The following is a 19,306-nucleotide window of genomic DNA, read 5'->3' as shown; positions in this document are numbered from 1 at the left end:
CCATGCCCGATCTCTCGCCGATCCGCGTCGCCTTCCTGCTTTTCCCAAACGTCACCCAGCTTGATCTGACCGGCCCGGCCCAGGTCCTGTCGCGGCTGGGCAATGCCACGATCGATCTCGTCGCGCGCGATCCGTCGCCGGTGCCCACCGATGCCGGGTTCGCGCTGCTGCCGACCGCGACGTTCGAGGATGCGGCACAGCCAGATATCCTCTGCATCCCCGGCGGTTTCGGCGTGAACGATGCGATGGAGACTGCGCCGACGCTCGCCTGGGTCGAACAGGCGGCGGCCGGCGCGACCTGGGTCACCAGCGTCTGTACCGGTTCGCTGCTGCTCGGCGCGGCCGGGCTGCTCAGGGGTTATCGCGCGACGACGCACTGGGCGTCGCACCATCACCTCGCTGCGTTCGGCGCGATCCCGGTCAAGGAACGCGTGGTGATCGACCGCGACCGGGCGACCGGGGGCGGGGTGACGGCGGGGATCGATTTCGGCCTCGCGCTGACCGCCGCGATCCGGGGTGAGGCACATGCCCGGCTGGTCCAGCTCAGCCTGGAATATGATCCGTCGCCCCCGTTCGATTCGGGCTCGCCCGAACGGGCGGACGCGGAGACGCTGGCGCGGTATCAGGCGCTGGCCGGGAAATCGGCGCCGGGTCGTGATGCGCGGACCGAGGCAGCGGCGGCGCGGATGATGGCGCGCATCTCCTGAGTCCGGCGCATCTGCGGGGCCGGGATCAGCCGGGCGACCCAGCGCGCTCGCGTGCGATCCTCGCGTCGAGCACGCCGCGATATTCGTCCGCATAGGCGCGGCAGGCGCCCGGATCGACGAACGGGTTGGGTGTCCGGCGCGCGCGGAACCTGGCGAGCTTCACGTCGCCGCCCGACGCGTCGGGGTGGGAGGTGACCAGGATATCGCAGGGCAGCGCGGCGAAGACGTCGAAGGTCCTGCGGAATCGTGCGACCGTCGCGGCATGGGCGGGATCGGAGAAACGATAGCCTTCGGCCGAAATGGGATTGAGGCTTGAGCCGAACACCATGTTGCGACAGGTGCCGCCGGCGCAGGACCGCCAGGTCCAGCTCATGCTGCCCGCGGTATGACCCGGCGTGGCGCGCGCGGTGATGACGGTATCGCCGACGCGCAGCTTCTCGCCGTCCTCCAGCGTGCGGATATTGGCGACCGCCGGAAAGGCCTCGAGCTGCCCGAATTGCGGGTCGTCAGCCAGGCTGTGCCCGAGCCCGAGCGCCTGCGCGCCCGCCCGGCTGGCGATCACCCGCGCTCCGCTGTCGCGGGCGAGCGCGGCGATGCCGCCGGCATGGTCGAAATGCGGCTCGGTGCTGAGGATGAACTTCACGTCCTTCACCCTGAACCCGAGCTGGCGGATATGCGCCTCGACGTCCTTCACCGCCTGCGGCACCGAACCGTCGATCAGGACCAGCCCTGCGCTGGTGCGGATCAGACCGACATTGAGGCCGCCGAAACCGACCAGATAGAAATTGCCATGCACATGAACCGGCGCCTGCGGCGCCAGCCAGCGTCTGGCGGATTCGGGCGCGATCGGCCGGGTCAGCGGATCGTCCGCCTGCGCCGCGGCCATCGCCGCGACCGACGCCAGTGTCACGCCGCCGAAAACCATCCACTTCATCGCCCGCTCTCCCGATTGCTCCCGCGACGATGTCGCGGCGGCGCCCGCACGACAAAACATCTTATCTCGGTGGAGACCCCAATTGGATTTGGGGCTTATGCCGCGCGCCATCGCGCCGATACGAACCACGCGCCGAAATATAGGCTCAGTGGCCGATCGAAAGGCGGCGCCCGTCAATCATGGCTGGCCGCCGATTCACTTTACCGGCGGGCCGTCGCATCATCACGGCGAAGGGTGGCCAGCGGCCTCCGTTCCGACCGCCGCTCGCTCAGGTAAGAACCGACAATGATCTCATCATACGATTCTCATAATTCGGCGAATAACGTGTCCGTAAAACGCATGAAGGCTGAGCGAAACATCGTCGAAACCATCGACGAGCCCCAAATATCGTGTATCGCGCCGACAGAAAAACGCCCCCGGGCACACGCGCGCGGCCCGAAAAATCGGGGTCGACGTTGGCTGGCAAAAATGCCCGAATACTTGACTGCAAACGGCCGAGATATCAGTTCGGTACTGGCAAGTCGGTTATCGATACTTGCCGGAGCGGCCCCGGATCTATTCCTTCGGCTTGGCCTTCAGCCCATGTACCTTGTGCCAGATATAAAGGCCGACGAGCACGACCAGCACCACGCCGATCAGCGCGTCGGCGCTGTGGAACGCTGCCTTCACGCGCGGATCGCTGTTCCACTTTTCGCCCAGCACCATGCCGAGCCAGGCCAGGCCGAAGCACCACGGCCAGGATCCGATGAAGGTATATATATGGAAGGGGATCAGCTTCATCCGGGCGACGCCGGCGGGAAAGGCGATGAACGACCGGATCACCGGCAGCAGCCGGCCGATCAGCACGGCCTGATTGCCCCAGCGATCGAAGAAGCGGTCGGCCATGTCGAGCTCGCCCGGGCCGATCAGGACATATTTGCCCCAGCGCTCGGCCAGCGGACGGCCGCCGCGCTTGCCGACTTCATAGGCGACGATCGAGCCGAGATTGCAGCCGATCGCCCCGGCGGTCGCCGCCAGATACAGGTCGAACCGCCCGATCGAGACGAGATAGCCGGCGAACGGCATGATGATCTCGGACGGCAGCGGAATGCAGGCCGATTCGATCGCCATCAGCAGCACGATGCCGAGATACCCTCCCTTGGAGATCACGGCGATGGTGAAGGTCGCGAGTATCGCGAGGATTTTCTCGATCATGGGTTCCCCCTTTCGACGAAGAGGGTGCGTGTCGCCAGTGGAAAAATGGTGAGGCAGGGGATTGCGGAAACTACGCCGTTCGTCCTGAGTAGCCATTGAGCTCGTCGAAATGGCGTATCGAAGGACAGGCCTCACCCATGTCCTTCGATACGGGTCTTCGACTTCGCTCAGCCCCTACTCAGGACGAACGGAGTAATGGTATCGGGCGTTTGATAGAGGAAGTGGCCGCCCATGACCGATGACGACAAACGCGCCGCGGCGCTCGCCGCGGTGGAAGAGGTGAGGCCGGGCATGCTGGTCGGGCTCGGCACGGGCTCGACCGCTGCCTTTGCGCTCGAACGGCTGGGCGAGCTGGTGCGGGGCGGGCTCGACATCCGTGCCGTGGCGACGTCGCGGCGCACCGAGTCCATGGCGCATATGGCCGGCATCCCGATGCTGGATTTCGCCGAGGTCGAGTCGGTCGATCTCACCATCGACGGTGCGGACGAGATCGACGACCGGCTGTTCGCGATCAAGGGCGCCGGCGGCGCGATGCTTCGCGAGAAGATCGTGGCGGCGGCCTCGCGCCGGATGATCGTCATCGCCGATGCCTCGAAACGAGTCGAGCGTATCGGCAAGGCCAAGCTGCCGGTCGAGATACTGCCCTTTGCCCGCGCCTTCGTCGCGACTCGGCTGGCGGGACTCGGCGCGAAGACGAGTGTGCGCGTCGCGCGGTCCGATCAGGACAATATCATCATCGACTGTTTTTTCGCTGAAATGCCCGATCCTTGCGCCCTGGCCATGGGGCTTTCCGCGATCCCCGGCGTTCTGGGGCATGGCCTTTTCCTTGACGAGGTGGATTGCGCCTATATCGGCGGGGGCGGCCGCGTGATCCGGCTCGAAAGATAAGGCAACCACCAGCGACGGACAGCGTTCGACTGTCCGATAGAAAGCGAGTTTCTCTCATGTCCGATGCCGCCACGGCCAGCGCACCCGCCAAGGGCCTCCACGAGGACGGCTCGCCGGAACGCCTGGCGATCGACACGATCCGCACGCTCTCGATGGATGCAGTGCAGAAGGCCAATTCGGGCCATCCCGGCACGCCGATGGCGCTCGCGCCCGTCGGCCACACGCTCTGGTCGCAATTCATGCGGACCGATCCGGACAAGCCCGACTGGCCCAATCGCGACCGCTTCGTGCTGTCGGTCGGCCATGCCTCGATGCTGCTCTACGCGCTGCTGCACCTCGCCGGCGTCAAGGAGATCGACCGCGACGGCAAGCCGACCGGCAACCTCGCGGTCAGCCTGGAGGATATCGAGCAATTCCGCCAGCTCGGTTCGAAGACCCCGGGGCATCCCGAATATCGCCATACCACCGGCGTCGAGACCACGACCGGTCCGCTCGGCGCGGGCTGCGGCAATTCGGTCGGCATGGCGATCGCCGAGCGCTGGCTCGCCGCGCGCTACAACAAGCCCGGCTTCGACCTGTTCGACCATGACGTCTACACGCTGTGCGGCGATGGCGACATGATGGAGGGCGTCTCGGCCGAGGCCGCCTCGCTCGCCGGCCACCTCAAGCTCTCCAACCTGTGCTGGATCTACGACAGCAATCATATCAGCATCGAAGGCGACACCGCGCTCGCCTTCGACGAGGATGTCGGCATGCGCTTCCAGGCCTATGGCTGGAACGTCATCCATGTCGACGACGCGAATGATATCGGCGCGCTGGCCGATGCCTTCGCCAGCTTCAAGGCGACCAATGACCGCCCGACCTTCATCGTCGTGCATTCGATCATCGGTTGGGGTTCTCCTCGCGCCGGCACGGAAAAGGCGCATGGCGAGCCGCTCGGCGCCGACAATATCAAGGCAACCAAGCTGGCTTATGGCTGGCCCGAGGACGCACAATTCCTGGTGCCCGACGGCGTCGCCGAGGCGTTCGAGAAGTCGATTGCCGATCGCGGCCGGCCGCTGCGCGAAGCGTGGGAGGCGAATTTCGCCGAGTATCGCAAGGACAATGCCGATCTGGCCGCGGAACTCGACCTGCTGCTCAAGGGCGATCTGCCCGAAGGCTGGGATGCCGATATCCCGGTGTTCGATGCGGACGAAAAGGGTGTGGCCTCGCGTGACGCCGGCGGCAAGGTGCTCAACGCCATTGCCAACCGCGTGCCGTTCCTGATCGGGGGCTCGGCCGATCTCGCGCCCTCGACCAAGACCGACGTGAAGGGCAAGGCGTCGTTCGAGGCCGATAATTATGGCGGCTCCAACTTCCATTTCGGCGTGCGCGAGCATGGCATGGGTGCCGTGGTCAACGGCATGGCGCTGTCGCACCTGCGCTCCTACGGCTCCACCTTCATGGTCTTCGCCGATTATATGCGTCCGCCGATCCGCCTTGCCGCGATCATGGAACTGCCCTCGATCTTCGTCTTCACGCATGACTCGATCGGCGTGGGCGAGGACGGCCCGACGCATCAGCCGATCGAGCATCTCGCGACCTTGCGCGCGATTCCCGGCCTCGACACGATCCGCCCGGGCGACGCGAACGAGACCGCCTGGGCCTGGCGCGCCGCGCTCGAGCACAAGCATCGTCCGACCACGTTGGTGCTGTCGCGCCAGGCGCTGCCGACGCTCGATCGCACCAGATATGCCTCGGCCGAAGGGCTGATGAAGGGGGCCTATATCCTCGCCGGCGATGCCGATCCCGAGGTGATCCTGATCGCCACTGGCAGCGAAGTCTCGCTCGCGGTCGCGGCGCATGAGGCGCTGGCCGGGCAGGGCGTCCGCTCTCGCGTGGTGTCTATGCCGAGCTGGTATCGCTACGAACTGCAGGATCAGGCCTATAAGGAATCGGTCCTGCCCAAGGGTGTCACGGCGCGCATCGCAATCGAGATGGGCGGCGAGATCGGCTGGGATCGCTATGTCGGGCTCGACGGCAAGACCGTCACCATGTCGACCTTCGGCGCCTCGGCGCCGATCGCGAAGCTGCAGGACAAGTTCGGGTTCACCGTCGACAATGTCGTCAAGGTCGCCCGCGAATTGCTCGGAAAGGATTGATCATGGGTCGTCTCAACGATCTCGCCGCATTGGGCCAGGCCGTCTGGCTTGATTTTGTCGACCGCAAGTTCCTCGCCGAGGGCGGTTTGCAGAAATTGGTCGATGAGGACGGGCTGACCGGCGTCACCTCCAACCCGTCGATCTTCGAAAAGGCGATGGGCCATGGCGACGCCTATGATGCTGCGCTCGCCGCGTTCGACCGGGACCATCCCGGCGCGCCGGCGATGCAGCGCTACGAACATCTCGCCATCCAGGACATCCAGACCGCGGCCGACACGCTGCGCCCGGTCTATGACCGGCTCGGCGGCAAGGACGGTTATGTCAGCCTCGAGGTCTCGCCCTATCTCGCCAACGACACCGACGGCACCATCGCCGAGGCGAAGAAGCTGTGGGCGGCGGTCGACCGGCCGAACCTGATGATCAAGATTCCGGGCACGCCCGCTGGCGTGCCCGCGATCGCCGCGACGATCGATGCCGGGATCAACGTCAACGTGACGTTGCTCTTCTCGATCGAGGCGTACAAGGCCGTCGCGCTTGCCTATGTCGACGGCCTCGAGGACCGGGCGTCGCGCGGGGAGCAGGTCGACGGGATCGCCAGTGTGGCCAGCTTCTTCGTCAGCCGCATCGACAGCAAGATCGACGACAAGATCGATGCGCGCGTCAAGGACGGCGATGCCGAATCCGACGCGCTCAAGGCGGTGCGCGGCAAGGTCGCCATCGCCAATGCCAAGCTCGCTTATGCCTGGTATGAGGAATTCATCGCCTCGGATCGCTGGCAGGCGCTCGCCGCCAGGGGCGCGATGCCGCAGCGGCTGCTCTGGGCATCGACCGGCACCAAGAACCCGGATTATCCCGACACGCTCTATCTCGACACCCTGATCGGCAAGGACACGGTCAACACCGTGCCGCCCAAGACGATGGATGCGTTCCGCGACCACGGCACTGCCGCCGAGACGCTGACGGCCGATGTCGACGGCGCCCGCCACACGCTCGCCGAGGCGGAGCGGCTCGGACTCGATTTGACCGGGGTGACGGATACCCTGGTCGAGGAAGGCGTTGCGTCCTTCTCCAAGGCGTTCGACGATCTGCTCGGGGCAATCGGCGCCAAGCATCCCGAACCTGCGAACTGATCCAAGACCTGTCCACAACGACCCATCCGGAGATTGCCATGCGTATCGGACTGATCGGCCTCGGCCGGATGGGGGGCAACATCGCGCGGCGGCTGATGCGTGCCGGGCACGAAACGGTCGCCTATGACCGCTCGCCCGAGGCGATCGCCGAACTGGTCGAGGACGGCGCTGTCGGTGCCGACTCGCTCGAGGACATGCACGCCAAGCTCGCCAGCCCGGCGATCTTCTGGGTGATGCTGCCCGCCGGCGCGCCTACCGAGGATACGATCGCGACGATCGCCGGTTTCGCGAAGCCCGGCGACATCGTCATCGATGGCGGTAACAGCTTCTACAAGGACGATATCCGCCGCGCCAAGGCACTCGCGGAAAAGCAGATCCGCTATGTCGATGTCGGCACCTCGGGCGGGGTCTGGGGGCTGGAGCGCGGCTATTGCATGATGGTCGGCGGCGACAAGGAGGCTGTCGACCTGCTCGATCCGATCCTCGCCGCGCTGGCGCCGGGCCTCGGCACGATCCCGCGCACGCCCAATCGCGGCGACAAGAGCGAGGATCCGCGCGCCGAGCAGGGCTATATCCATGCCGGCCCTCCCGGCTCGGGCCATTTCGTGAAGATGGTCCATAACGGCATCGAATACGGCCTGATGCAGGCCTATGCCGAGGGCTTCGACATCCTCGCCGGCAAGTCTTCGGACAAGCTGCCCGAGGACGAGCGCTTCGATCTCAACCTGACCGACATCGCCGAAGTGTGGCGGCGCGGCAGCGTGATCTCGTCCTGGCTGCTCGACCTCTCCGCCTCGGCGCTCGCCGAGGATCAGCAGCTCGACAAATATTCCGGCAAGGTCGCCGATTCGGGCGAAGGCCATTGGACGATCGAAGCGGCAATGGAGGAGGCGGTGCCGGTCAACGTGCTCAGCGCCGCCCTGTTCGCGCGCTATCGCAGCCGGGTCGATCATACGTTCGGCGACAAGCTGCTGTCGGCGATGCGCTTCGGGTTCGGCGGCCATGTCGAGATGCCCCAATAGTGGGCAACGGACCGAGCGAAACGATCCGGCTGGTCGTTTCCGATCTCGACGGCACCCTGGTCGACAAGCAGAAGAAGCTAACTCCCGGCACCATCGCCGCGGTCGGCCGGCTGCGCGATGCCGGAGTGGGTTTCACCATCATCAGCGCCCGGCCGCGATCGGGCATGATGCCGATCGCCGACGCGCTCGCGATCGATGACGTGATGGGCGCGTTCAACGGCGGCACCATCTTCCGCCGCGACGGCACGGTGATCGAGCAGCACCGCATCGACCCCGACGTGGTTCGCGGTGTGTTCGACCTGGTCGGCGATGCGGCGGTCGATATCTGGGTGTTCGCCGACGACCTCTGGTATGCCAGCACCGACCAGGGGCACCATGTCGATTCCGAGCGGGTCTCGTCGAACCAGGCGCCGGTGATCGTCGCCGACTTCGCCGCTCTGTACGACCGGGCCGACAAGCTCACCTTCGTCAGCGACGATCCCGCCTTGCTCGGTGCGCTGGCCGAACGGGCGGCAGCGGCGTTCGGCACGCGGGCGACCGTGGTGCAATCCCAGACCTATTATCTCGACGTGACGGCGCTTGCCGCCAACAAGGGCGACGGCGTGTCGCTCCTTGCCGAGGCGCTGGGCGCATCGCTCGCGCAGACCGCGGTGCTCGGCGACCAGGGCAATGACCTGGCGATGTTCGCCCGTGCCGGCCTGTCGATCGCGATGGGGCAGGGGCCTGAAGCAGTGCGCGCCAAGGCGGATTTCGTCACCGGCGCGAACGACGCGGACGGCGTGGCGCAGGCGATCGATTCAATCATCCTGCCGCGCTGCTAAAGGTACCGGATCGTCCGCATAGCGCCGCGCGATCACCGCGCAGGCGATCAGCTGGAGCTGATGGAACAGCATCAGCGGCAGGATGACCAGGCCGACCTGCGCCGGGGCGAACAGCACGCCGGCCATCGGTACGCCCGACACCAGGCTCTTCTTCGACCCGCAGAACAGCAGTACGATCGAGTCCTCGCGGCTGAGGCCCATCAGCTTTCCCGCGCCCCAGGTGGCGAGCAGCACCAGCGCGAGTAGCACCGCGCAGACCGCGAGGATCACGGCGAGCTCCTCCGCCGAGAGCCGGTGCCAGATGCCGTCGACCACCGCCGCGCCGAACGCGGTATAGACGACCAGCAGGATCGATCCGCGATCGACGATGGTCAGCAGCTTTTTCTGGCGCGTCACGAAGGCCCCGATCCAGGGCCGCAGCAGGTGCCCGGCGACGAAGGGCAGCAAGAGCTGGACGACGATCGATTCGACCGAGGACAAGGATACGCCCGCGCTGCCGCTCGAATGGATCAGCACCGCGGTCAGCGCCGGGGTCAGCACGATACCGAGGATGTTGGAGATCGACGCGCTGCACACCGCCGCCGCGACATTGCCCCGCGCGATCGCGGTGAAGGCGATCGACGATTGCACGGTCGAGGGCAGCAAGGTCAGGAACAGCATGCCCATCGCGACCGGCGGCGTCAGGAAGGGCAGGGCCGCGACGCCCAGCCCCAGCAGCGGGAACAGAATGTAGGTCGCGGCGAACACGGCGAGGTGAAGCCGCCAGTTGCTCATCCCCGCCAGCACTGCCTCGCGCGACAGCTTGGCGCCGTGGAGGAAGAACAGCAGCACGATCGCGATGTCCGCGATGGCGCCGAACAGCGGCACGCCCGCGCCGCGCGGCGGCAGGATCGAGGCGAGCACGACCGTGCCGATCAACATCAGGATGAACGGCTCGAAGATGACGAGGAAACGTTTCAGCATCAGCCCGTGTCGCGCGATCGGCGAAACGCCGCAATGGGTTTGCGTGGTGGAGCGCGACCACATTCCCATCTTCGTCATGCCGGACTTGTTCCGGCATCCATGTTTCCGCAAGCGCCGCCGGCGTTTCGTTCGCGGCACGATGGACCCCGGAACAAGTCCGGGGTGACGCCGGAGGTGAGGGGGCCGCAAAGCCGCATATCGTCCGATGGAGATTGGCCGTAAGCTGGCCCGATGGACGATACCCCCCTTACCGACACCGCAATCGTCGAGATGGCGCGCGCACTGCTCGATCTCGATATCCCGCCGGAATGCCTGCCGGGTGTCCGGACGAACCTGGATGTCCTGGCCGGGCATGTGAAGCTGGTCGAGCAGTCCAATGACTGAGAGCATCCTCGCTATCGCCCAGGCCGTGCGCAGCGGTCATCGATCGGCCGTATCGGTCGCGGAAGAGGCAATCGCACGCATCCACGAACGCGACGGGGCGATCGGTGCGGTAACGCGGCTGCTCGACGAACGCGCGCTGGTCGAGGCGCGGGCGGTCGATGCGATCGTCGCGGCGGGGGGCGATCCCGGGCCGCTGGCGGGCGTGCCCTACGGGGTCAAGGACCTGTTCGACGTCGCCGGCCTGCCGACTACCGCGGGCGCGGCGATGTTGCGCAATGCGCCGCCGGCGAAAGCCGATGCCGAAGCGATCGTGCGCCTGCGCACGGCCGGCGCGGTGCTGGTTGCGACGCTCAACATGGACGAGTTCGCTTACGGCTTCGCGACGGTCAACGCGGCCTTCGGCACCACGCGCAACCCGCACGACACGGATCGTCTCGCCGGCGGATCTTCGGGCGGATCGGCGGCGGCGGTGGCGAGCGGCATGCTGCCGCTGAGCCTCGGGTCCGACACCAACGGCTCGATCCGTGTGCCGGCGGCGCTATGCGGCCTCTATGGTCTCAAGCCGGCGCATGGCAGCCTGCCGATGCGGGGCGTCTATCCCTTTGTCGACAGCTTCGACGATATCGGCCCTTTCGCCACCTCGATCGCCGATCTGACGCTGGCATGGGAGGTTCTTGGCGGCGTCAGCAGCGCCGCAGGAACCCGTATCGGCCGGCTCGGCGGCTGGTTCGGCCGCACCATGGCGCCCGAGCTGACAGCGGCGATCGATGCGGTGGACGCGCATCTCGGCGGGCTGGAACGCGTCGAGTTCCCCGAGGTCGACCGCGCCCGTTCCGCCGCCTTTCTGATGACCGCGGCCGAGGGCGGGGCGCGGCATCTGCCCGAATTGCGCCGCCGCCCGCTCGACTTCGACCCTGCAACTCGCGACCGGCTGATCGCCGGCGCGATGCTCCCCGCACCGCACTATCTGACGGCCCAGGCCTTTCGCGAGACCTTCCGCGCCGCCGTACACGCCCTGTTCGAACGCCACGACGCACTGATCGCACCCTGTGTCGACGACGTCGCACCGCGCATCGACGATCCCTTCATCACCGTCGATGGCGCCCGCGTGCCCGCCCGCGCGCATCTCGGCCGGCTGACTCAGCCGCTCAGCTTCATCGGCCTGCCAGTGATCGCGGTGCCACTGCGCCGGCCGGGCCGGTTGCCGCTCGGGCTGCAACTCGTCGGCGTGCCCGGTCGCGAAGGCGCGTTGTTCGCCCTGGCGGAACGGCTCGAGGCGGAGGGCCTGACCGGGTTCAGCCCGCCCGCCTGAACCCTCTTCCGCTCGCGTAAAGTCGCGCTATGCTCGTGGCCGATCCGGCACCGACCGGAAGGACGGGAGCGGATCTGGGGCAGCCGGGGGACCGCCAATGTCGACGACCGAGGAAACGCAGAGGACGGGACGGCTCGCCGCCTGGTTCGAGCTCGCCGAACGCGGCACGACGGTGCGGACCGAGGTGCTGGCCGGCGCCACCACCTTCCTCACCATGGCCTATATCATTGTCGTCAACCCGGCGATCCTCGGCGCGGCGGGCATGCCGATCGCCGCGGTGGCGGCGGCGACCTGTTTCGCGGCCGGCGTCGCCAGCATCCTGATGGGCTGCTTTGCCAATGTGCCGCTAGCGCTCGCGCCGGGCATGGGATTGAACGCCTATTTCAGCTTCACCGTGGTGCAGGGCATGGGCGTGCCCTGGCCGGTCGCGCTTGGCTGCGTGCTGATATCGGGCGTGGTCTTCCTGCTGCTCACCGCGGCGGGCATCCGCCAGATGATCCTCGCCGCGATCCCGCCGCACCTGCTCGCCGCGGTCGCCGGCGGTATCGGCCTGTTCATCGGCTTTATCGGGCTGAAGAACGCCGGCATCGTCGTCAACAATCCGGCGACCAGCGTTGCCCTCGGCGATCTTCACGCCCCCAGCGCGGCACTCGCCTTGATCGGGCTGGTGACGATCGCGGTGCTCAGCGTCTGGCGCGTGCGCGGCGCAGTGCTGATCGGCATCGTCGCGACCACGCTGATCGGCTGGGCGTTCGGCCTCGTCACCTTCACGCCCCAGCCCTATTCGTTCGAGGCGCTGACCGAGACGGCGTTCAAGCTCGATCTCGGCGGGGTGTTCGGCGCCGATGGCCGGCACGGGCTCGGCGTGATCGAAATCCTGTTCGTGTTCCTGTTCGTCGACCTGTTCGACAATATCGGCACGCTCGTCGCCGTGACCAAGCGCGCCGGCCTGGTCGCGCCCGACGGCAGCATCCCCCGGCTCAACCGCATGCTGTTCACCGATGCGATCGCGACGATGATCGGTGCGCTGGCCGGCACCAGCACCGTCACCTCCTATGTCGAAAGCGCGGCGGGCATCGAGGCGGGCGGCCGCACCGGGCTGACGGCGGTGGTGACCGGCTTGTTGTTCCTCGCAGCCATGTTCGTCGCGCCCTATGCCCAGCTCATTCCGGCCGCGGCCACTGCGCCGGCGCTGATCCTGGTCGGCGCGCTGATGATGATGCCGCTCGCCGAGGTGGCGTGGGACGATCCGGAAGTGGCGATCCCCGCCTTCCTGACGGTCGCGCTGATCCCGCTGACTTTTTCGATCGCCAACGGCCTAGCCTTCGGTATCACCGCTCATGCCGTGCTGAAACTGCTGCGCGGCAAGGTCACCAGGACCGACTGGCTGTTGCTCGTGCTCGCCTTGCTCTTTGTCTTGCGTTTCGCCTGGCTGGCGGTGGCGTGATTTGAGGTTCATGCTCTCATTGTGATGCGTAACGAAGTGCGAAGCCTGCGCGGCATGGTGACCGCGCCCCATCATCTGGCGGCACAGGCCGGGCTCGGCGTGCTGCAGGATGGCGGCAACGCGGTCGAGGCGACGGTCGCGGTCGCGGCGTGTCTCGCGGTGGTCTATCCGCACATGACCGGGATCGGCGGCGACGGCTTCTGGCTGATCGCCGAGCCTGACGGGCGGACGCACGCGATCGATGCATGCGGCGGGGCAGCGGCGACCGCCGATCTCGCTCTGTATGAAGGGCATGAGACGATCCCCTGGCGCGGGCCGCTCGCCGCCAACACCGTGGCCGGCACGATCTCCGGCTGGGCGGCGGCGCTCGACTCGGGCGGGGGCAGTCTGCCGCTCGCGCGGCTGCTGCGCGATGCGATTCACCATGCCGAATTCGGCGTCGCGGTGACGCGCGGCGGGGCGGAGATCGCCGCGGCGAAGGGCGCCGAGTTGCGCGATCAGCCGGGCGCCTGGGCGGCGACGTTCGAGCCTCACGGGCGCCCGCTGGTCGAAGGCGAGATATTGCGCCAGCCCCAGCTCGCCGCGAGCCTGACGATACTGGCGCGTGACGGGCTGGGAAGCTTCTACGAGGGCGGTCTGGCGCGATCGATCGCCGCTGATCTCGGCCGGCTCGGCAGCCCCGTTTCGGCGATCGACCTCGCCGCGCACCGCGCCACGCGGCCCGCGCCGCTGAGCGTGCCGATCGCGGGCGCGCGGCTGTTCAACACCGCGCCGCCTACCCAGGGTCTCGCCTCGCTGCTGATCCTCGCTTTGTTCGACCGGCTCCATGCCGCCGGGGCTGAGGGGTTCGACCATGTCCATGGCCTGGTCGAGGCGACCAAGCAGGCCTTTCTGATCCGCGACCGGCACGTCGGCGACCCCGCTTATATGGAGATCGATCCACAGGCGCTGCTCGATGACCCGGCCGGTCTCGATCGGCTGGCGGCGCGGATCGACCTCACCCGCGCACTGCCCTGGCCGCAGCCGGCATCGGCGGGCGATACCTGCTGGTTCGGCGCGGCCGATGCCGAGGGCCGAGTCGTCAGCGCGATCCAGAGCACCTATTTCGAATTCGGGTCGGGCCTGGTCCTGCCCGGGACCGGCATTACCTGGCAGAATCGGGGCAGCAGCTTCCGCCTGACGGAGCGGGGCTGGAACGCGCTGCGGCCGGGGCGGAAACCCTTCCACACGCTCAACCCCGCGCTGGCGCGTTTCGACGACGGGCGCGTGATGGCCTATGGCACGATGGGCGGGGAAGGGCAGCCCCAGACCCAGGCGGCGATCTTCACCCGCTATGCCCGTTACGGCATCGGCCTGCAGGAAGCGATCAGCCGCCCGCGCTGGCTGCTCGGGCGGACCTGGGGCGATGACAGCACCACGCTCAAGATCGAGGATCGCTTCGCGCCCGATCTGTACGAGGACCTTGTCGCCGCGGGCCATCAGGTCGAGCTGATGCCGGCCTTCACCGCGACCATGGGCCATGCCGGCGCGATCGTGCGCCATGCCGACGGCATGCTGGAAGGCGCGACCGATCCGCGCAGCGACGGGCAGGTGGCGGCATGGTGAGCGGCGCGCGAGCGGTGGAACGCTGCGACGCACTGGGTGTCGCGCCGTTCAGCGACATGGAGGGTGGCCTGTTCCGTGCCTGGCTGTCGCCCGCCTTCGCGGCCGCGCAAAAGGCGGTCGCCGGGTGGATGGCTGAGGCAGGCATGGCCGTCCGCCTCGACGCCGCCACCAATCTCATCGGCCGTTATGAAGGCACGACCCCCGGCGCCCCCGCATTGCTGATCGGCAGCCATCTCGACAGCGTGCGTGATGCCGGCCGTTATGACGGGCCGCTCGGGGTGATGCTGGGCATCGAATGCGTCGCGGCGCTGAACGCGGCGGGCCGGCGCCTGCCCTTCGCGATCGACGTGATCGCGTTCGGCGACGAGGAAGGCTCGCGCTTCCCCGCCCCGATGCTGACCAGCCGGGCGGTGGCGGGGACGTTCGATCCGCAGGCGCTCGACGTAACGGACAGCGATGGCGTGTCGATTATAGAGGCATTGAGAGCTTACGCTCCTCCCATTCGTGTCGAGCGAAGTCGGGAAACCTGTGTCTCGACTACGCTCGGCACGAACGGTGTTGGTGGGGCCGTACGCGCCCGAGGCTCCGTCATCGCCTATCTCGAGGCGCATATCGAACAGGGCCCGTCATTGGAGGCGGGCGGCCTTGCAGTGGGCGTGGTCACCGGCATCGCCTCGCAACGTCGCTATAATGTCCGGGTCGAAGGCGTGGCGGGTCATGCCGGCACCACCTCCATGGGCCTGCGCCGCGATGCGCTGGCGGCGGCGTCGGAAATGGTCCTGGCGATCGAGCGGCTCGGCAGCGGCGGAACGTCCGATCTCGTTGCGACGGTTGGCCGGCTCGAGGCGAGGCCCGGCGCGGTCAACGTCATCCCCGGCGATGTCGCCTTCTCGATCGACATTCGCGCGCTCGATCCGGCCGCCCGCGACGCGGTCGCGGGCGCGATTCTCGCCGAGATCGAGGCGATCGGCGCCCGGCGAAAGATCGCGGTCTCGGCTGACCGCGTCCATGATCTGCCCGCGAGCCCCTGCGACGCGACGCTGATGGATTTGCTCTCCGACGCCATGGCGGCAGAGGGGCAGCCGGAACGCCGTCTCGCCAGCGGGGCGGGGCATGATGCGATGATGATGGCATCGCTCTGCCCGACCGCTATGCTGTTCGTCCGTTGCGCGGGCGGCATCAGCCACAACCCGGCAGAAAGCGTTGATCCGGCTGACGCGGAGATCGCGCGGCGGGTGATGCTCGGCTTCATCGACCGGCTCGGCGAAGGCTTCTTGGGAGACAGTTTTGACGCCTGACCTTTTCGGAGAGATCGATCCGCCGCAGCGGCTGCTGATGGGCCCCGGTCCGGTCAATGCCCATCCGCGCGTGCTGCGCGCGATGTCGGCTGACCTGCTCGGCCAGTTCGACCCCGAGATGACGGCCTATATGAACCAGGTCATGGCGCTCTACCGCCCGATCTTCGGGACGGAGAATCCCTGGACCTTCCTCGTTGATGGCACCGCGCGCGCCGCGATCGAGGCTGCTCTGGTCAGCCTGATCGCGCCGGGCGATACCGTGCTGATCGTCAATTTCGGCCGCTTCGGGCTGCTGCTGCGCGAAATCGTCGAACGCATCGGCGGCAGGATCGAGACGGTCGACGCGCCCTGGGGCGAAGTCGTGCCGATGGAGGCGATCGCCGCCGCGATCGAGCGGACCGGGCCGAAGGTGGTCGCTGCCGTCCACGGCGATACCTCCACGACGATGGCGCAGCCGCTCGCCGGCCTCGGCGCCCTGTGCCGCGCGGCGGGCGCGCTCTCCTATGTCGATGCGACCGCGACGATCGGCGGCATGGCGATCGAGGCCGATGCCTGGGGCGTCGATGTGGTCACCGGCGGGTTGCAGAAATGCCTGGGCGGGCCTTCGGGCTCGGCTCCGATCACGATATCAGACCGCGCGGCGGAGCATATCGCGTCGCGGCGCCATGTCGAAAAGGGCATCGTCCGCGACGACATCACCAACGGCTCCGGTACGCGGATCGGCTCCAATTATTTCGATCTCGCCATGGTGATGGATTATTGGAGCGAAAAACGACTCAACCATCATACCGAGGCGACCACGATGCTCTACGGCGCCCGCGAATGCGCGCGCGTGGTGCTGGGCGAAGGGCTCGACGCGCGGTTCGCGCGGCATCGCCTGGCGGGCGCTTCGGTGGTGGCCGGCGCGCGGGCGATGGGGCTGACCGTGTTCGGCGACGACGCGCACCGCATGACCAACGTCACCGGTATATTCGTGCCCGAAGGCGTGGACGGCGAAGCGGTGCGGCGACGCATGCGCGAGGATTTCGAGATCGAGATCGGCGCGGCGTTCGGGCCGCTCCAGGGCAGGATCTGGCGGATCGGGGCGATGGGCTACAATGCGATGAAGCATAAGGTGGCGATCACGCTGGGTGCGCTGGAGGCGGTGCTGCGGGCGGAAGGATTTGCGACACTGCCGGGCGCTGGCGTGGATGCGGCGCTGGAGGTCTGGCGGTGAGGGGGGCCATCGATCTCCCTCTCCCAGCGGGAGAGGGAAGGGGCCCATGCCGGAGGCATGGGAAGGGTGAGGGTGAATGATAGCGCTCGTCCGGATGATCACCCTCACCCTTCCGCCGCTTCGCGGCTCCCTCCCTCTCCCGCTGGGAGAGGGAAATTGGTGCCGCTCCGCATGACCGCTCCCCGCGACCTCATCGGCTACGGCCCGACCCCGCCCAACCCGCGCTGGCCCAACAACGCCCGCGTCGCCGTCCAGATCGTGCTCAATTACGAGGAAGGCGGCGAGAACAGCGTCCTCAACGGCGACAAGGGTTCCGAGGCCTTCCTCTCCGACATGGTCGGCGCGCAAAGCCACCCGGCGCGTGCGATGGCGATGGAAAGCCTCTACGAATATGGCTCGAGGGCCGGCTTCTGGCGCCTCCATCGGCTGTTCACCGAGCGCCAGATTCCGATCACCGTGTTCGGCGTCGCCTCGGCGATGGAGATGAACCCCGCCGCGGTCGAGGCGATGGCCCTGGCCGACTGGGAAATCGCCAGTCACGGCTATCGCTGGATCGATTATCAATATGTCGCCGAAGAGATCGAACGCGAGCACATCACCAGGGCCATCGATCTCCATACCCGCCTGACCGGCACCCGCCCGCTCGGCTGGTACCAGGGCCGCACCTCGCCCAACACCGCGCGGCTGGTCACCGAGGAAGGTGGCTTCCTCTACGATGCCGACAGCTATGCCGATGACCTGCCCTATTACGACCGCCGTTTCGGCAAGCCGCAGCTGATCGTCCCCTATTCGCTCGACGCCAACGACATGAAGATGGTCGCGCTCAACGGTTTCACCGAAGGCGTGCAGTTCTTCCGCTACCTCGTCGACACCTATGAGCAGCTCCGCGTGGAAGGCGGGCGGATGATGTCGGTCGGCCTGCACGGGCGCATCGCCGGCCGGCCCGGCCGCGCCATCGCCGTGGCGCAGTTCCTCGATCATGTGCTGGAAAGCGGCGACGCGTGGGTCGCGCGCCGCATCGACATCGCCCGCCACTGGCTCGAACTGTACCCGGCATGACGATCGACGATCCCCGCATCCTGGCCGAAGTGACCGCCGCGTTCCACGAATACGAACGCGCGTTGATGGCGGACGATATCCCGGCGATGGACCGGTTGTTCGCCGATGCGCCGACCACGATCCGCTACGGCGTGGGCGAAGTGCTCTACGGCGCGGACGAGATCAGGGAATTCCGCAAGGGCCGGGGCGGATCGCCGCAGCGCCGGCTCGGCCGCGTCGCGATCACGACCTATGGCGACAGCTTCGCCACCGCCAATGCCGAATTCTTCCGGGAAGGTAGCGACAGGCGCGGTCGCCAGAGCCAGGCCTGGGTGAAGTTCGCTGATGGCTGGAAGATCGTCTCGGCGCATGTTTCGATCGAGGGGACGACGTCATGATCGACGAGACCGATCCCGATACCTTTATCCGCCGTTATGGCGGGCTGTTCGAGCATAGCCCCTGGGTGGTGATGCGTGCCGCCGCCCGGCTGCCGCTCGGCGACGTCCATGCCGGGCTGATGGCGGTAGTGCATGAGGCGACGGCCGAGGAACAGCTCAAGCTGATCCGCGCCCACCCCGAACTGGCCGGCAAGGCAGCGATCGACCGGACGCTCACTGCGGAATCAGCCGCCGAACAGGCCTCGGCGGGTCTCGACCGGCTGTCACAAGAGGAGTTCGATCGCTTCCACGCCCTCAACGCTGCGTACGGCGCGCGCTTTGGCTTCCCCTTCATCCTCTGCGTGCGGCTGACCGACAAGGCTGGCATCCTCGCGGCGATGGAGCAGCGGCTGGGCAATGACCGCGAGACCGAGATCGCCACCGCCATCGCCGAGATCGGCCAGATCGTGCGCCTCCGCCTCAAGGACATGGCATGAACAGCCTTTCCACCCATGTGCTCGACACCATGCACGGCAGGCCCGCCGCCGGGCTGAGCCTGGCGCTGACCGGGCCGCATGGCGAGATCGCGCGCGGCACGACCAATGCGGACGGCCGCTGCCCGGAGCTGATGCGCGAGGGCCTTGTAGCGGGGCGCTACGCGATCCGCTTTTCCGTCGCCGATTATTTCCGTGGCCTTGGCGTCGCGCTGCCCGATCCGCCCTTTCTCGATGATGTGGTGGTCGATTTCGGCATCGCGGCGGATGGCGGGCATTATCATGTACCGCTGCTCGTCTCGCCCTATGGCTATTCAACCTATCGGGGCAGCTGA

18 protein-coding genes and 1 pseudogene are annotated in these 19,306 nt (G+C 67.3%); 16 read left to right on the top strand and 3 right to left on the bottom strand.

Annotated elements, in window-relative coordinates; genetic code table 11:
- Nucleotides 1-2: 2 nt before the first annotated feature.
- The gene (locus ACZ1I2_RS00245) at nucleotides 3-707 is read left to right on the top strand and encodes a DJ-1/PfpI family protein (RefSeq protein ID WP_465171587.1); all 705 of its coding nucleotides are present in this window, start codon (nucleotides 3-5) and stop codon (nucleotides 705-707) included.
- A 25-nt stretch (nucleotides 708-732) separates the two neighbouring features.
- Here the strand turns inward: ACZ1I2_RS00245 and bla are convergent, their stop codons facing one another.
- Both bla and ACZ1I2_RS00235 read right to left on the bottom strand, forming a co-directional pair.
- Nucleotides 733-1,632 carry a subclass B3 metallo-beta-lactamase gene (gene bla, locus ACZ1I2_RS00240; protein WP_465177205.1) on the bottom strand — a complete coding sequence of 300 codons (900 nt, stop codon included), beginning with the start codon at nucleotides 1,630-1,632 and terminating at the stop codon, nucleotides 733-735.
- Nucleotides 1,633-2,196: 564 nt separating this feature from the next.
- A complete protein-coding gene (locus ACZ1I2_RS00235) occupies nucleotides 2,197-2,835 on the bottom strand; it encodes a DedA family protein (protein ID WP_465171589.1) in 639 nt (212 codons plus the stop codon).
- Nucleotides 2,836-3,066: 231 nt separating this feature from the next.
- Here ACZ1I2_RS00235 and rpiA point away from each other — a divergent pair, with 231 nt between their 5' ends.
- From rpiA to ACZ1I2_RS00210, 5 genes and pseudogenes are all read left to right on the top strand, one after another.
- Nucleotides 3,067-3,723: a ribose-5-phosphate isomerase RpiA gene (gene rpiA, locus ACZ1I2_RS00230; protein WP_465175504.1), complete on the top strand. Its 657-nt coding sequence runs from the start codon at nucleotides 3,067-3,069 to the stop codon at nucleotides 3,721-3,723.
- A 56-nt stretch (nucleotides 3,724-3,779) separates the two neighbouring features.
- On the top strand, nucleotides 3,780-5,864 hold the full coding sequence (gene tkt / locus ACZ1I2_RS00225; protein WP_465175505.1) for a transketolase: 2,085 nt from the start codon (nucleotides 3,780-3,782) through the stop codon (nucleotides 5,862-5,864).
- A 2-nt stretch (nucleotides 5,865-5,866) separates the two neighbouring features.
- Entirely contained in the window at nucleotides 5,867-6,994 is a 1,128-nt protein-coding gene (gene tal / locus ACZ1I2_RS00220; protein ID WP_465175506.1) for a transaldolase, read from the top strand.
- Nucleotides 6,988-8,016: pseudogene (gene gnd, locus ACZ1I2_RS00215) on the top strand (phosphogluconate dehydrogenase (NAD(+)-dependent, decarboxylating)); the annotation flags it as partial. The gene tal and the pseudogene gnd, both read left to right, overlap by 7 nt.
- Nucleotides 8,016-8,837: a Cof-type HAD-IIB family hydrolase gene (locus tag ACZ1I2_RS00210; protein WP_465171593.1), complete on the top strand. Its 822-nt coding sequence runs from the start codon at nucleotides 8,016-8,018 to the stop codon at nucleotides 8,835-8,837. The pseudogene gnd and the gene ACZ1I2_RS00210, both read left to right, overlap by 1 nt.
- On the opposite strand, the gene ACZ1I2_RS00205 is transcribed toward ACZ1I2_RS00210, so the two are convergent.
- Entirely contained in the window at nucleotides 8,814-9,800 is a 987-nt protein-coding gene (locus ACZ1I2_RS00205; RefSeq protein WP_465174033.1) for a bile acid:sodium symporter family protein, read from the bottom strand. The two genes, ACZ1I2_RS00210 and ACZ1I2_RS00205, sit on opposite strands and share 24 nt — an antisense overlap.
- A gap of 231 nt (nucleotides 9,801-10,031) precedes the next feature.
- Between ACZ1I2_RS00205 and ACZ1I2_RS00200 the strand changes: the two genes are divergently transcribed.
- From ACZ1I2_RS00200 to uraH, 10 genes are all read left to right on the top strand, one after another.
- Nucleotides 10,032-10,184, top strand: coding sequence for an AtzG-like protein (locus tag ACZ1I2_RS00200; RefSeq protein WP_465171594.1), 153 nt, complete (start codon nucleotides 10,032-10,034; stop codon nucleotides 10,182-10,184).
- Nucleotides 10,177-11,496 (top strand): AtzE family amidohydrolase, encoded by a 1,320-nt coding sequence (locus ACZ1I2_RS00195; RefSeq protein ID WP_465175507.1) that lies wholly within the window; start codon nucleotides 10,177-10,179, stop codon nucleotides 11,494-11,496. The genes ACZ1I2_RS00200 and ACZ1I2_RS00195 overlap by 8 nt, the downstream gene beginning before the upstream one ends.
- Nucleotides 11,497-11,593: 97 nt before the next feature.
- Nucleotides 11,594-12,943 carry an NCS2 family permease gene (locus ACZ1I2_RS00190; RefSeq protein ID WP_465175508.1) on the top strand — a complete coding sequence of 450 codons (1,350 nt, stop codon included), beginning with the start codon at nucleotides 11,594-11,596 and terminating at the stop codon, nucleotides 12,941-12,943.
- A 24-nt stretch (nucleotides 12,944-12,967) separates the two neighbouring features.
- Nucleotides 12,968-14,548, top strand: coding sequence for a gamma-glutamyltransferase family protein (locus ACZ1I2_RS00185; RefSeq protein WP_465175509.1), 1,581 nt, complete (start codon nucleotides 12,968-12,970; stop codon nucleotides 14,546-14,548).
- On the top strand, nucleotides 14,542-15,846 hold the full coding sequence (locus ACZ1I2_RS00180) for an allantoate amidohydrolase (protein ID WP_465175510.1): 1,305 nt from the start codon (nucleotides 14,542-14,544) through the stop codon (nucleotides 15,844-15,846). The genes ACZ1I2_RS00185 and ACZ1I2_RS00180 overlap by 7 nt, the downstream gene beginning before the upstream one ends.
- Before the next feature lie 37 nt (nucleotides 15,847-15,883).
- Nucleotides 15,884-17,062 carry a pyridoxal-phosphate-dependent aminotransferase family protein gene (locus ACZ1I2_RS00175; RefSeq protein WP_465177206.1) on the top strand — a complete coding sequence of 393 codons (1,179 nt, stop codon included), beginning with the start codon at nucleotides 15,884-15,886 and terminating at the stop codon, nucleotides 17,060-17,062.
- Nucleotides 17,063-17,233: 171 nt separating this feature from the next.
- Nucleotides 17,234-18,121: an allantoinase PuuE gene (gene puuE, locus ACZ1I2_RS00170; RefSeq protein WP_465175511.1), complete on the top strand. Its 888-nt coding sequence runs from the start codon at nucleotides 17,234-17,236 to the stop codon at nucleotides 18,119-18,121.
- Nucleotides 18,118-18,498: an oxalurate catabolism protein HpxZ gene (hpxZ, locus tag ACZ1I2_RS00165; protein WP_465175512.1), complete on the top strand. Its 381-nt coding sequence runs from the start codon at nucleotides 18,118-18,120 to the stop codon at nucleotides 18,496-18,498. Before puuE ends, hpxZ begins: the two co-directional genes overlap by 4 nt.
- Entirely contained in the window at nucleotides 18,495-18,974 is a 480-nt protein-coding gene (gene uraD / locus ACZ1I2_RS00160) for a 2-oxo-4-hydroxy-4-carboxy-5-ureidoimidazoline decarboxylase (protein ID WP_465175513.1), read from the top strand. Before hpxZ ends, uraD begins: the two co-directional genes overlap by 4 nt.
- Entirely contained in the window at nucleotides 18,971-19,306 is a 336-nt protein-coding gene (gene uraH / locus ACZ1I2_RS00155; protein ID WP_465171602.1) for a hydroxyisourate hydrolase, read from the top strand. The genes uraD and uraH overlap by 4 nt, the downstream gene beginning before the upstream one ends.

The organism is Sphingomonas sp. BL-S-29 (assembly GCF_055521495.1).
The sequence above is the reverse complement of the archived record's forward strand: the minus strand, read 5'-3'. Positions and strand labels throughout refer to the sequence as shown.

Coding starts and splice junctions, on each gene's coding strand:
- ACZ1I2_RS00245 (WP_465171587.1), top strand. CDS start 3: ATGCCCGATCTCTCGCCGATCCGCGTCGCCTTCCTGCTTTTCCCAAAC.
- bla (WP_465177205.1), bottom strand. CDS start 1,632: ATGGTTTTCGGCGGCGTGACACTGGCGTCGGTCGCGGCGATGGCCGCG.
- ACZ1I2_RS00235 (WP_465171589.1), bottom strand. CDS start 2,835: ATGATCGAGAAAATCCTCGCGATACTCGCGACCTTCACCATCGCCGTG.
- rpiA (WP_465175504.1), top strand. CDS start 3,067: ATGACCGATGACGACAAACGCGCCGCGGCGCTCGCCGCGGTGGAAGAG.
- tkt (WP_465175505.1), top strand. CDS start 3,780: ATGTCCGATGCCGCCACGGCCAGCGCACCCGCCAAGGGCCTCCACGAG.
- tal (WP_465175506.1), top strand. CDS start 5,867: ATGGGTCGTCTCAACGATCTCGCCGCATTGGGCCAGGCCGTCTGGCTT.
- ACZ1I2_RS00205 (WP_465174033.1), bottom strand. CDS start 9,800: ATGCTGAAACGTTTCCTCGTCATCTTCGAGCCGTTCATCCTGATGTTG.
- ACZ1I2_RS00200 (WP_465171594.1), top strand. CDS start 10,032: ATGGACGATACCCCCCTTACCGACACCGCAATCGTCGAGATGGCGCGC.
- ACZ1I2_RS00195 (WP_465175507.1), top strand. CDS start 10,177: ATGACTGAGAGCATCCTCGCTATCGCCCAGGCCGTGCGCAGCGGTCAT.
- ACZ1I2_RS00190 (WP_465175508.1), top strand. CDS start 11,594: ATGTCGACGACCGAGGAAACGCAGAGGACGGGACGGCTCGCCGCCTGG.
- ACZ1I2_RS00185 (WP_465175509.1), top strand. CDS start 12,968: ATGCGTAACGAAGTGCGAAGCCTGCGCGGCATGGTGACCGCGCCCCAT.
- ACZ1I2_RS00180 (WP_465175510.1), top strand. CDS start 14,542: ATGGTGAGCGGCGCGCGAGCGGTGGAACGCTGCGACGCACTGGGTGTC.
- ACZ1I2_RS00175 (WP_465177206.1), top strand. CDS start 15,884: ATGGGCCCCGGTCCGGTCAATGCCCATCCGCGCGTGCTGCGCGCGATG.
- puuE (WP_465175511.1), top strand. CDS start 17,234: ATGACCGCTCCCCGCGACCTCATCGGCTACGGCCCGACCCCGCCCAAC.
- hpxZ (WP_465175512.1), top strand. CDS start 18,118: ATGACGATCGACGATCCCCGCATCCTGGCCGAAGTGACCGCCGCGTTC.
- uraD (WP_465175513.1), top strand. CDS start 18,495: ATGATCGACGAGACCGATCCCGATACCTTTATCCGCCGTTATGGCGGG.
- uraH (WP_465171602.1), top strand. CDS start 18,971: ATGAACAGCCTTTCCACCCATGTGCTCGACACCATGCACGGCAGGCCC.